The 12,711-nt window shown below is 48.1% G+C and carries 11 protein-coding genes and 1 pseudogene; 5 read left to right on the top strand and 7 right to left on the bottom strand.

From position 1 onward, the window contains the following. Positions 1–12: 12 nt before the first annotated feature. Together L1N82_RS17310 and L1N82_RS17305 are read left to right on the top strand one after the other, a co-directional pair. Positions 13–2,412 (top strand): beta-galactosidase, encoded by a 2,400-nt coding sequence (locus tag L1N82_RS17310; RefSeq protein ID WP_235288717.1) that lies wholly within the window; start codon positions 13–15, stop codon positions 2,410–2,412. After that, positions 2,406–3,701, top strand: coding sequence for a galactokinase (locus L1N82_RS17305; RefSeq protein WP_235288716.1), 1,296 nt, complete (start codon positions 2,406–2,408; stop codon positions 3,699–3,701). The genes L1N82_RS17310 and L1N82_RS17305 overlap by 7 nt, the downstream gene beginning before the upstream one ends. 346 nt (positions 3,702–4,047) lie before the next feature. Here L1N82_RS17305 and L1N82_RS23610 read toward each other — a convergent pair whose 3' ends face one another. The 5 genes from L1N82_RS23610 to L1N82_RS17290 form a co-directional block, all read right to left on the bottom strand. After that, positions 4,048–4,215, bottom strand: coding sequence for an IS3 family transposase (locus L1N82_RS23610; protein ID WP_407946771.1), 168 nt, complete (start codon positions 4,213–4,215; stop codon positions 4,048–4,050). Continuing rightward, on the bottom strand, positions 4,209–4,568 hold the full coding sequence (locus L1N82_RS17300) for a DDE-type integrase/transposase/recombinase (RefSeq protein WP_235288715.1): 360 nt from the start codon (positions 4,566–4,568) through the stop codon (positions 4,209–4,211). The genes L1N82_RS23610 and L1N82_RS17300 overlap by 7 nt, the downstream gene beginning before the upstream one ends. A gap of 8 nt (positions 4,569–4,576) precedes the next feature. After that, positions 4,577–4,675: a transposase gene (locus L1N82_RS23605; RefSeq protein ID WP_407946770.1), complete on the bottom strand. Its 99-nt coding sequence runs from the start codon at positions 4,673–4,675 to the stop codon at positions 4,577–4,579. Positions 4,676–4,793: 118 nt separating this feature from the next. Continuing rightward, the gene (locus L1N82_RS17295) at positions 4,794–5,168 is read right to left on the bottom strand and encodes a hypothetical protein (protein WP_235288714.1); all 375 of its coding nucleotides are present in this window, start codon (positions 5,166–5,168) and stop codon (positions 4,794–4,796) included. 108 nt (positions 5,169–5,276) lie between these two features. Further along, positions 5,277–5,999, bottom strand: a complete 723-nt coding sequence (locus tag L1N82_RS17290) for a phosphodiester glycosidase family protein (RefSeq protein WP_235288713.1) — start codon at positions 5,997–5,999, stop codon at positions 5,277–5,279. Between the two features lie 258 nt (positions 6,000–6,257). Here L1N82_RS17290 and L1N82_RS17285 point away from each other — a divergent pair, with 258 nt between their 5' ends. Further along, on the top strand, positions 6,258–7,217 hold the full coding sequence (locus tag L1N82_RS17285) for an IS1380 family transposase (protein ID WP_235288712.1): 960 nt from the start codon (positions 6,258–6,260) through the stop codon (positions 7,215–7,217). A gap of 1,668 nt (positions 7,218–8,885) precedes the next feature. After that, the gene (locus L1N82_RS17280) at positions 8,886–9,605 is read left to right on the top strand and encodes a copper amine oxidase N-terminal domain-containing protein (RefSeq protein ID WP_235288711.1); all 720 of its coding nucleotides are present in this window, start codon (positions 8,886–8,888) and stop codon (positions 9,603–9,605) included. A gap of 65 nt (positions 9,606–9,670) precedes the next feature. Here L1N82_RS17280 and L1N82_RS17275 read toward each other — a convergent pair whose 3' ends face one another. Both L1N82_RS17275 and L1N82_RS17270 read right to left on the bottom strand, forming a co-directional pair. Further along, positions 9,671–10,558, bottom strand: a complete 888-nt coding sequence (locus L1N82_RS17275; protein WP_235288710.1) for a hypothetical protein — start codon at positions 10,556–10,558, stop codon at positions 9,671–9,673. A 697-nt stretch (positions 10,559–11,255) separates the two neighbouring features. Beyond that, positions 11,256–11,527: pseudogene (locus tag L1N82_RS17270) on the bottom strand (transposase); the annotation flags it as partial. A gap of 242 nt (positions 11,528–11,769) precedes the next feature. Here L1N82_RS17270 and L1N82_RS17265 point away from each other — a divergent pair. Beyond that, positions 11,770–12,705, top strand: coding sequence for a helix-turn-helix transcriptional regulator (locus L1N82_RS17265; RefSeq protein WP_235288709.1), 936 nt, complete (start codon positions 11,770–11,772; stop codon positions 12,703–12,705). Positions 12,706–12,711: the final 6 nt, after the last annotated feature.

The following is a 12,711-nucleotide window of genomic DNA, read 5'->3' as shown; positions in this document are numbered from 1 at the left end:
GGTGCACCAGCTATGCAGTACCGGCTGAACGTCAATGTGCCGACGAAGGCCATATACCGTTCCTCTCTGAAGCTTGGCGGGCGGAGCCCTGCAGGGGATGAAATCTCGTTCACTAACTATTATATGGAGCTGAACGGGCAGCCTTATATTGGCATCTGCGGCGAATTTCATTATTCGCGTTACCCGGAGGAGCACTGGCAGGCTGAGCTTGGCAAGATGAAGGCCTCGGGGATTACAATTGTCGCAACGTATATATTCTGGAATCATCATGAAGCGCAGGAGGACGAATGGAGCTGGGAGGGCAACCGCAACCTAAAGCGGTTCATCAAGCTGTGCAGTCAGAGCGGACTCTATGTGATTCTGCGAATCGGACCGTTCTGTCACGGCGAGGTGCGCAATGGCGGACTTCCGGATTGGCTGTTTGGGCGAGCATTTGAGGTTCGCTCCAATGATAGCGGTTACATGCAATATGTGGGCAGGTTGTACGATGAGATCGGAAGGCAATCCGCTGGGCTGATGTTCAAGGACGGCGGTCCGGTGATCGGCATTCAGCTGGAAAATGAATTTGAGGCCTCCGCTGCGCTCTGGGAGCTGACGGCGAAGCAGGGGGACGAATATATCAGCGGCGGTACCGGCGGCGCTGAACATATGCGGCGGCTGAAGGAGCTTGCGCTGGAAGCGGGCCTGGAAGCTCCCATCTACACAAGCACAGGCTGGGGCGGGGCCCCTGTCCTGGAGGATGAGGTGCTGCCTCTCTACGGCGGCTACGCCTACACGCCCTGGTCCAACAATGGTACTGGCAAGGAGCAGGAGCCGACACGCGAGTATCAGTTCGAGAGCTATCATGAGGACGGAGCGAAGGGGGATTTCAACCCGCCTTATCCGAAGTCGAAATATCCGTATGCCTGCTGCGAGATGGGCGGGGGCATGCAGACTTGGTACGGCGCAAGATTCCAGGTGGACACGGAGAGTGCCGCAGCCATGAGTCTGGTGAAACTCGCCGGAGGCTGCAACTTCGTCGGTTATTACATGTTCCACGGAGGTACGAATCCGGTAACGGAGTCAGGCTATCTGAACGAAAGCACAACGCCGAAAGTCACCTACGACTTCCAGGCTCCGATCGGAGAGTTCGGGCAGGTGAGATCTTCGAATCATCCGCTGCGGCTGCTGCATTACTTCCTGCAATCCTTTGGCGCGCAGCTTGCTCCAATGTCTACTGTGCTGCCGGATGGGGCGGGGGAGCTGGAGCCTGGGGATACGGGAACCTTGCGATATGCGGCCCGTACTGACGGACATTCGGGGTTCCTGTTCGTGAACAATTATCAGGATCACGTGGAGATGAAGGAGCACTGCGGGGTTCGGTTCAGCATGGAACTTGGGGGCGAGACGCTGCAGCTGCCGGCATCCGGTTCACTTACAATTGCGCCTAAGGCTTCTTTCATACTGCCGCTCCGGATGGAGCTGTCAGGTCTGCGGCTCCGCCACGCCACGGCACAGCCGGTTACATTGCTGGAGTCGGAGAACGGCGGCACCTGCTTCTTCGTCATGCCGGAAGGAATTGACGGCGAGCTCGTGTGGGAAGCGGAGGGGATCGAGGCAGTGGAAGCGGAGGCAAGCAGGGTTGACTATGACGCGGATGGGCAATGCTACCGGATTACCGTGCCGCATCAGCAGCCGGGCATGATCACCATCCGCCGAACAGAAGGCAAGCCGCTCCGGGTCTATGTGATGCCGTACCGGGAAGCGTGCACCATGTGGCTGATCGAAGCAGGGGGCCATAAGCGCGTGCTGTTCTCGGAGGTGCCGGTTGCGGTTGACGGTGGCGGGCTTGTCTTTCACAGCTTCGGGCAGCATGAATTTACGTTCCGTGAATATACGTTCCGTGAATATACGGATGAACACGGGGTAGACCGTACGGAAGATCATTCGGAGGGTCGGGCAGCTCCCTATGTGCTGGAAGGTAGCGGTTCCCTGTCCGCCGAGCGGGATGGCTGGTTCCGAACCTGCCGTGTAACGGTGCCAGAGCAGCGGATCGGCATGACCGTAAAGCCGCTTCGCCCGCTGAAGACGGCGGTCTATCTGGAGGACGGCATTCCGGATGGTCTGGAGGATGTGCTGCTGCGGATTGATTATACCGGGAATGTGGGCTATGCATTCACGCAGGGCAGGCTGCTGCATGATCACTTCTGGAACGGTGACCTGTGGGAAATTGGACTTGCGCGATTCAGAGAATCGCTTGAGCTTGCAGGCGGCGAGCTGATCTTGGAAGCGACGCCTTGTCGGGAGGGAGCGCCATATGCGAAAGCTGGAGCGCACCTCAGCGGCAATCCAGCGGCTTCAGGCATCCACAGCGTAGCCGCCGTGCCGGTGTATCGAATCGTCTTAATAGATGGGGAGGAACGACGATGTTAACAATAGAGCAAACGAAGGGGCTGCTGCAGAGCGAACGCGCAGCGGCATTTATGACAGAACTGTACGGGAAGGATCAGCTGCAGGAGCAGTTAACCCGGTACAGCGCGCTGCTTGAGACCTACCAGGAGCATTACGGCAGCGGGGAGGTGGCGCTGTTCAGCGCGCCGGGGCGCAGCGAGATCGGGGGCAATCATACCGACCATAATCACGGTAAAGTGCTGGCGGCCAGCATTAATCTGGATACGATCGCGGCAGCGGGCAGAGTGGAAGAGTCGGTGATCACGATCATCTCGGAAGGGTATCCAGGCAAATGCGAGGTTGACCTGAGACAGCTTGAACCGGCCGCGGGCGAATCACCTACCTGTTCCCTCATTCGCGGCATAGCGGCAGGCTGCGTGGAGGCGGGTCATAAGATAGGCGGCTTCAAGGCCTATGTGACCAGCAATGTGCTGTCTGCGTCTGGTCTCAGCTCCTCTGCATCCTTCGAGATGCTGGTCTGCTCGATCCTGAGTGCCTTCTATAATGAAGGCGCGCTGGATGCGTTGGCCATGTCCCAGATTGGAAAATATGCCGAGAACCGCTTCTGGAACAAGCCGTCCGGTATGCTCGACCAGATGGCATGCGCTTATGGCGGGCTGGTCGCCATTGATTTTGAAGACCCCGCACAGCCCGTGGTGACCGGGGTTGCGTATGATTTTCGCGGCAGCGGCTATTCGCTGGTTATCGTGAGCACAGGCGGCAACCATGCCGACCTGACGGAGGACTACGCGGCGGTGCCGGGTGAGATGCGGGCTGTGGCGCAGATGCTTGGCAGGGATGTCCTGCGCGGCCTGACACCGGAGGATGTGTACCGCAGCATGGAGAAGCTCCGGCAGCAGTGCGGAGACCGGGCGGTGCTGCGGGCGCTGCATTTCTTCGCGGAGAACGACCGGGTGGATGCAGAGGTGCAGGCGCTGGAACGGGGCGATATGAACCGGTTCCTTGGGCTGATCAAGGAGTCCGGCAATTCCTCCTGGAAGTGGTTGCAGAACTGCTACAGGGAATCCGATGTGCGTCATCAGGGCATTACGGTTGCGCTTGCTATTACGGAGAATTATCTGCAGAAGCTCGGCACAGGAGCCTGCCGCGTACATGGCGGAGGATTCGCAGGCGTCATTCTGACCATACTGCCAGTAGAAGAAGCGCGGGCATATGCCCAGTTTATTCATGACACAATCGGTACCTCCAGCTACATTATTCAGGTCCGTCAGCACGGTGCGATCCTTTTGAACCAGTTTCTTTTTCAGTAAATAACAACCAACCTCTGCCGGATTGCCCAAGTTATCGTCGACCAGCCGTTTAGGTTTGAGTTTTAGTGATGCTGCAATGTCATTCGCTGAATAGAGTAGAAAAACGGCATAGACAGCAGCTTCCATAGCTTTAGAGAGTTTTGACTATAAAAATAAGCGATCCCATTCAGGGAACCCTTTATAAATTCCAGAAGTGTTGTGATTATACTGAAATACCCAATCTTAATTCCACAAGGTTGAACCCCACCAGCCTTTAGTGAGGCTGACAAAGAGGTAGTTTCTACCTCCTATAGCGGGCAATAGACTGGAGCTCTGTCAATAGATTGGTCACTTATAACCGAGAGAGTTACGCAGCAAACATGAATATACGTTCGTATATATTGGGAGAAAGGTACCCGATAGAGGAGTGGATTCTCTTTCCATTATAGAAACACGTGATGTACTCAAAGATTTTCTGCCTGGCTTCTTGTCTAGTCTTGATTTTATGAAGATAGACGAGTTTCTCCTTTAACACGCTGTGGAATGACTCGATACAGGCGTTATCGTAAAGTTACCCTTGCGACTCATGCTGGCCGTCATGCTGTATTCCTTTAGTCGTGTTTGATAATCAGCGGAGGCATATTGGCTACCACGGTAAGAATGATGAAGCACGATTTCTTTGGAACGTTGAGAACGATCGGCACGCTCCAAGGCCTTGAGGCAGAGCTCTTTGGTCATTCTCTCATCCATGTGGAAGCCGATGATCTTACGTGTACACAGGTCTTCTAGATTTGCGAGATAAAGCCAGCATTCGTCCGTCGGAATATAGGTAGTATCAGCCATCCAGACCTGATTAGGAGTATCGGCAGAGAACGATTGGTTCAGCACATTTTCGGCTACAGGCGGCCCAGTTCTCGAGCTACTTGCGCCACCGACTTGCCTTCTTCTTGAACGAGTCTTACTGTTTGTAATCTAAATTCCTTATCGTATTTCATAAGTGCTTATATTGTCGCACTCTCGTTTCGTAGTGTTCAATTTATAGTCTAACGCCATGCGGACCCGCATGTACGGTGGTGTGAGAGGACGGGGGCTAGGCGCCCCCTCCAACTCGATTTAGGCTGATTTTTGGTTCTTCTGATGAACCAGTATGGATATGACACTCATTACGAAGAAAGAAGAATATACATAGATGGCATCGGTTTTTTGCAGGAAAAGCAGCACGCCTACACCAGCTAAACCTATGACATTAAATACAAGCAAGTTTAAGGTTACTTTCTTCAACCAAGAGCTGATTCCGAAAAACGCGAAACTTAAGATGGCATTGACAGGAATGTGTAGCAGTAGATAGATGAAAAATAAAAGAATCCAGTCATAGCCCAATGTAGGTTCTTGTACGTTCATGGCCAGATTTGCAGCATAGGCCGCTTGAGCGATTGATAAAGATGGTGTAGTAATGAATAAGTGAAAAAGCAGCTCTTTCTTTAGCATTCGTTACTCTCCTTCCTAAGAACTTTCTGCTGCATTAACCCATTATAGTATAATTAGGGGCAGATAAACAGAAATCTCCCCTTAAAGGAGAGATTCCTAATGTTGATTTTAGCTGAACCAATCAATGCCATAGACACGAACCATGTTGCCGATATAACGGTCTCGCTCCGGAGCGCCGTACCACTTGACCGTATCATTTTCTACAACCCGCATGGTGGATGAACCTGATCCGTCAAGGACAACCGATTTTACAGGATCGAATCCCATCGTCACCATGTGATTTTTTAAAGTCGGGATATTCACCATTCTATCGTGGACCACAATCATATAGGCATGCGTATTGTCATAAGCCAGTACGGTGCGCCAAGTCGCAAGATAATATTTTGGGTAATCAATAATCGGGAGAGTGCCCCAGCTTTCTTCGTTATAATCGTTCCCCCCAATCACGGCTCTGGCATGAGGATAGCGATTCAGAACTTCGGTTAAATTACTCGCGTACATATAGGCAGCTTTTACAGTAGTAGAAGTTGCTGTATCGGTATACGTTACAAATGTTTTCCTTGAAATCTGTTTGCTGGCCGTACCATTGTACTCGTATTTTGCTGTTTCTCCCTTCCAGTAGCTGATGGAACGAAGTCCTGTAGGGGGATTGTCATATCCATTATCTGCATGAAAGAAGCCGCCATTGATCCCGATATGAGGTTTTTGCGACATTTTTGCATTAATAATTTCCGGCTTGACGTTAGCTAATGCCGTCTTGATAACGGCGTACTTCCAAATCGCACCAAACTCGTTGAACTGTTTTAATTCAAATGTGTAGGGCAATGCCATGTAAAATCCGCCTCCTATAAATGTTATTAGACCAGCTTTCATCGTGGCCTTCACTTATAAAGGCGATGAGGGAAGTATTTTTACAACCTATGCGGGAAATTTTTTTAGCGGAGCTTATAATTTGGGTTTTTAAATTATATCTGAATCCGTGAAATCAACTTGATGCAAATGGTAGATTTAGAGAATTAGAAGGAGTAAAATAGAGATAACAGCGGGTTTTATTGCTGTCTTAACTCTACACCCCCGAGGTGAACTCTTATGCCACCAACATTTAAGCTTGAAGCTTCCAGTGACTTCCTTACTTCACGGGCAGGTCTGATCATTGTCGGCAAGCTGTTAGCGGAGACAAAACTTGTGTCACGACTCAATCGTTCGAAAGTTGACCATATTAAAGTTCCGCTTATTTCCCACTCGGATAACGTCATCGCTTACCTGGGATTGTTATGTCAAGGAAAAAGCGATTTTGATCATATTGAGCCTCACCGCAAAGACCGTTCCTTTGCCAAAGCCCTTGGTATCCGAAAAATGACCACCTCGCCCACGATGCGCCAACGCTTTGATCAAGCTGCACCTACGGAGTTGTGGCAGCCGATTTTGTTGGAGGAATCTGCGGATTTGTTGAGGCGTTTTCAAGCCCCTCTAACACCGGTGATGGTAACCTCCGGCGATGAAGGCGAAACGGCCACTCCTTACATGCCCCTTGATCTCGACGTCTCTCCTTTTGATAACTCTGGCACCAAGAAGGAAGGTGTATCGCGAACCTATAAGGGGTTTGACGGTTATGCCCCTTTCTTTGGCTACCTCGGTCAGGAAGGATACTGCGTCCATGTGTCCCTGCGTGAAGGAAAGACAAATGTGCAGAAGGAAGCCGATGATTTCATTGACCGGGCTGTCCGTTATGCTCGTCGCATAACGGATACGCCTTTACTTCTCCGAATGGACGGAGGGAATGATGCGGCTGACAACATCAACTACTGTCTGGATTTTGGAGTCGATTTCCTTATTAAGCGAAATCCGAGAAAGGAGTCACCTGAACGGTGGCTGGAACTGGCAAAGCGTGAAGGAACCGCTGCGGAAATACGCTTTGGCAAGACGGTGTACACAGGCTCCATGGTCGTCCATCCTGAACGATTCATAAAGCCAGTACGCATGGTGTACCAAGTCACGGAACGAACATGCGAAGCAGACGGACAAGTCCTGCTTGTTCCTGAGAATTAACAATAGCCTGATTGAAAGTTATAATAGTCACGAATCATTTTCGGCGGAAGATATAGAAGGTTACAATAAAATCGTTGACACAGCGAGTCAACTTACTGCTTTGATAAACGAGGTTTACTATGTACCTGCATCTGAAGAGGGTGCTAAGGTGAGCCTCGAACTGAGTAAAAGATAAGTTGATCCATTTCAATGCTGAACTTAACAATTACGTAGCCAACTTACAAAAGTAGAATAAAATGTCCCTTAATTCTGGTAGATAACAAAAAACGTCCTTACCCTTCCCGTGGAAGCGTTAAGGACGTTTTTGTTATTTGTCTTTCTTAGAAACCTGGTGTGACATTAAGGAACCCACTATTTAGCCATGTGAGGAAGAAACTTCCTGGTGTAGCTATAATTCTTCGATATGGTGCTCATCAAAATACAAAGAAGGGGAGAGCCCCGGACTTAAGTGATTCCATTTGCTCCTTGGAACACATCCTTCCAATTCAAATAGTATATATGGAAGATAAGCATCTACCTAAGGAAGGTGGGTTCGTGGACAAAAGTGACTCGGCGTTGTACCTCTCACAATTAATCTCTGAGCTACCGAGAGATTTGGGTAGAACAATCATTCAAGAGATATATATTAAAGAGAAAACCGAGGCGCAAATTGCTAAAGAGCTTAACATCTCACAACAGGCGGTGAATAAATGCAAGATAAAAATGTTGAAACACCTATCTCAGATAATCAGTTCTTGAATCTTCTGGATAGTGCTAGGTCTGGCAACACTACTGCAATGCTGCAAATTATCTCGTTATATCAAGAGGATATCAAATCTGTCTATATTACTACATACATGAGAATGATTTCGGGCATCAGGAACTGATGTTGTTATTTTAGGTCGCTGTTTTCTGCAAGGGGCCAAATTAACCTATGCTTGAGTTTCTATTTTCTTTTTCCGGTAAGACAATAGCATTGTTCTGCAGCTTACTCCGCTTTCTACCCATTGTTGGTGTCCACGGCCAGCCTACTGTTCTGTGTGTAACCGCTAAATAAGAATGAGCAGTTTTAGCCTATTATCGCTAAATAACCTTAAACGGAATTTTCCAGTGGCTTTACATGGAGAAATGGGTGTGGTAGCCTCCTTTGGCTGGCAAAACCCTTGTGGTTAAGCCACTTTTGCAAAGAACCACATCCATAGAGGCTCCATGTCAAGCCACGACGCACTTCCAGAAAATGCTCAATCTTATATAGCGAAATCTGCTCAATTGTATATGTCGGTTACACTGTGCTTTCGCCCATACAAATCATTCCGAAAATAGGGATCGTTTACTGGCTTAATTGATGTTAAGCTAAAAGTAATTCAAACCTGTAAAAAAATGAAAGCCCCCATAACGAGGGCTTTCATTTATTTTTACACATAATTTCTAGTAGTTATTCGAGATTACATGCCTTTTGAACCAAGCGAATTTGTTTGCCGATCTACATTCCATAGTGCCTAAAAAGCACATTGTGGAAACGAACTTAATAGGCAAATAGCTCTCGAAATAATGGGTTGGTTGTCTTAAATGTATCGAGGTATGAATTTGATCCGATTACTTTCCCAAAGTTCAAGAAGATTTTGATTTTTGCGTAACTTTTACGGGTGTTATTCGTCTATATAGGCAAATGGGAGGGAATTGAACAATATGAAAAAAAAGATTATTTTATCAATTTTAACTACCATAACGGTTATGACAGGAGTGCTCGGTTCAGCTTATGCAGCTGGAGTAATCAAACTGAATGTGAATGGAAGCAATCTACAGACTGAAGTGGCTCCAAAAGTGGTGAACAACAGAGTTATGGTTCCAATTAGTTTTGTTTCTAAAGCCTTAGGTGCATCAGTGTCATGGAACGGAAAAACACAGACCGTTTCCATAAATACAATCGGGATTCCTAACGAAAATGTGTGGGATGAGGGGATGGATAAACTTGGATCCTTTCACTTGGCAAGTATTAATAACACGGTGCAGGTTTTCCTTACTGGGATTGATACTGGAGACGTAGATCTCTTAGAAAAATCAACAATAGGTCTTGATTTGGATCGTTTGAAACAAGAACACAATTCTATGGGACCCACGATGTTGTCTACAAAAATTTTAGATATGAAAACTTATAAAAAAGATGTTGATGGCCTACCAATGGAGTATCTAGTAAGAGTGGGAATCCAATCCCACTTTGGGCAAGATGATCTTAAAGTCGATTACTGGGATCTGACCGTCAGGTTGGCTCCGCTCATTGTTAATGGAAATTCCATGTCTACTGAAGGAAAAATGGAGTTCGTGGTCATTAAACGTGAAGTAGTGAAATCTAACCCAGTGGATGTACATCGCGTCTTCCCAGGATATACGCTAGGGTCTTCTAAATAGTGAAGTTAAAGAAGCAGGAACAACTTTTAATGAGTTGCTCCTGCTTCTTTCTGATCATTCCTAAATCATATTGTTTGGAAAGCAATCAAAGCTGGGGTCGATAATCCTCCTGCAGACGCTGCAGTAATTGTCCGTGTAAGACTTTGCCCTGCAGCTAATTTGACCTCTGCAATCAAAACACCTTCCTGATATTGCGTTTTACCCTCTTCTTTATCAGGAGGACTTGCAAGAGATGGTACTTTGTATGTTACATTGTTTCCGCTCCATTTCACAGCCCCACCGTAAGGCTTTACGCGGGAACCCATATAAATATTAATTGTTTTGGCAGCCGTTGTTGGATTCGAGAGATTGACAGTTAGAGTGTATTTTGTACCGTAATGACCTTTGTTACTGGCCGCTGCGTTGGCACTGTCGTACGATGTTTCTTTAGTCATCAAGTTATCGCTTGTACCATTGCTCATATTGTAATATTTCCATCCACTACCTGCTGAATAACTTACACTGCTTGCAATTGCGGCGAAGTCCCAGGAACCACGTGGATGGATAGAGTTATTATCGCCTGTATGAGAGATAACAACCGGATTTTGATTCAGTCTCAGATTTGCTGTAGTACTTGATGCAGCAACCGAACGCAATCGATAAGACATTGCTGTAGAAGTAGTGTTGGTAACCGTAAATTCAATGATGCCGCCAATCAACTGGTTGTTAGGAACAATCCACTCTTTAACAACCCCCAGTTTACCAGCAGGTACAGTGGTATCGGTTGGCGATATAGAATCTAGTGTGTCACCGACCAAAGCAGCTGCAGTACATCTACCATGTTCTACGAACCCAGTAACCGGAGCAATGGTACTTTTCACGTTATGAATGGAGTATGCGGAAGTATTATTGTTACCGATAGTAATTCCATACTTGATGCTGGCCCCCATTTGATTAAGGTGCCAAACAAACATGCGGTATTTTACAGATGTTTTGCCGGTAGAAGTATCATGCCATAGGGTGCAGTATCCATTCGTAAATGTAGTAGTCTTGGTGATGGTTTCATGGTTATCCGAAATAACAAATCGAGTACCTGTTTCCGCTTTGGTACCTACAAGTTGATTTGGTGCAGACTCAGGAACAACAAACGAAACTTTTTCTTAAACTCTTGATTACAAGACATAGAGATTCTCCTTTTCATATAATAATTTCCCGTTTGTTTAACTTCATGGGATAGAACTGTCTAGTGTATCCCTCACTAGTGCAGTTATTAATAAGAAGTTAATCATTTTGGGAGAAGAGGTGTTATCCTCTTCACTTATGTAGGTGAATATCCAGTGTTAGATACAACCTGTTTAGGTATATTTTTCTTGAAATATGAACCGATATGTTAAAGGGTGCTGAATTGCTTGAGCTAAGAGTATAAGTAGGCAGGGATGGTGGGGAAAGCAGATTGTTGACTGATTGATTCATTGTTTATGTATGAATGCCCTAAAAAGGAAGGATAAGTGTAGTGACGAGAATATGATTCGAGGAAAGTACCAAAGATATCTCAATTTTCGAACTGCGTTAAGATATGGGATTGGGATACAGCGGTTTCAAGTGGACTTTGCCTGATAGCATAGCACCAGACAAATAAGAATGGTGTCCCCTGATCTTCGTTCGGTTGCTCTTTCGCTTCAAGTAATCCGTACTTCTTGCGATTTGCAGGACGTCGTACATTGCTGATACCGAGTATTTATCAAGGTTGTTTTGGATGATAGCTACTTTCGTCCCTTGATCAGCGCGGCTTGCTTTAAAATATCCACCTCCATTTTCAGGCGCTCGTTCTCTTTTCGTAAAGCCAATAGCTCATTTTCTTCTGACGATCGATTATCCTTCTCCTTGAAGGAACCCGTTGTCTGAGCTTGCTTGATCCAGCGGTCTAAAGCCGAAGCTGTGAGGACGCGAGAGAAATCCAGCTACATCATTCAGTTTCGTAAGCATGGGGCGATCTGCCTGAATCGGTTCCTAGGAGAACAAAAACCCCACCGGGCAGAGGTGCATAACAACCGCTGTCCCGCTGTCCAAAGTCCAGCAGGCATGTTACATTAGGCTCTGGACTGCAGAGCAGCATCAGCCAAGCGGATCTACCGAAGAGGGAGACCCGATCGGCCTGCTTACATACAGAAAGAGGCGAAGGGAAATGAAGATCGACCGGCTGCTGGCTATAACTGTGCTGCTGCTGGGGCGAAAGCGTGTGACGGCGGCAGAGTTGGCTGAACGGTTCGAGGTAACCATGAAGACCATTTACCGTGATATGGAGACGCTTGGCATGGCGGGGCTGCCGATTGTTTCGCATCAAGGTGCGGCGGGCGGCTACGAAATCATGGAGCAGTATACGCTGGATAGACAGCTTGTAACAGGCAGGGAAATTGCTTCGCTGCTGGCGGCTCTGAAGGGCATGCATCATGCGCTTGATGACCGGACGTTCGCCAGTCTGGAGGAGAAGATCAGGGCTCTTCTCACGAAGACGGATGAGCAGGACGGAGATAAGCATTCGGCTGAACTGGTTTTTGACTTTCACCCGTGGGGGCAGGGGCCGCTGAATAGAGATAAAGTTATTCTGTTTCGCAAGGCAATCAGGGAGAGGTGCAGGGTGAGGCTGCGGTATCTGGATGGAAGCGGGGAAGAGAGCTTCCGGTCGGTTGAGCCCTACACGCTGATTATGAAAGGGTCCAGCTGGTACGTTCAAGCATACTGCACCCTGCGCGAGGACTACCGCCTGTTCCGGTTGTCGAGGGTAATGCAACCCGTGCTTGAACAGCAGACGTTCGTGATGAGGAATCCCCCTGAACTGGAAACGATCGGATGGAAGCAGGAGTGGTCCGGGCATACTGAGATGGAGGTTATCCTCTGCTACAGGCCGGAAGCTATACACCGGGTTTTGGATATTTTCAGCCCGGATCAGATCCGTTATGAAGCAGACGGCTCCTGCCGGGTGCAGGCCTGTCTTCCTGTGGATGACTGGTTTCATTCCATGCTGCTCAGCTTTGGTGCCCAGGTCAAGGTGCTTCACCCGCCATCGCTTGCGGAGGAAATAAGGCGGCAGGCCATGCTGATGCTGCAGCAGTATGAATAAGTTATC

It is taken from the genome of Paenibacillus tarimensis, assembly GCF_021532315.1.
Taxonomy (GTDB): Bacteria; Bacillota; Bacilli; order Paenibacillales; family Paenibacillaceae; genus Paenibacillus_I; species Paenibacillus_I tarimensis.
This window is presented reverse-complemented; position numbering and strand designations above follow the sequence as displayed.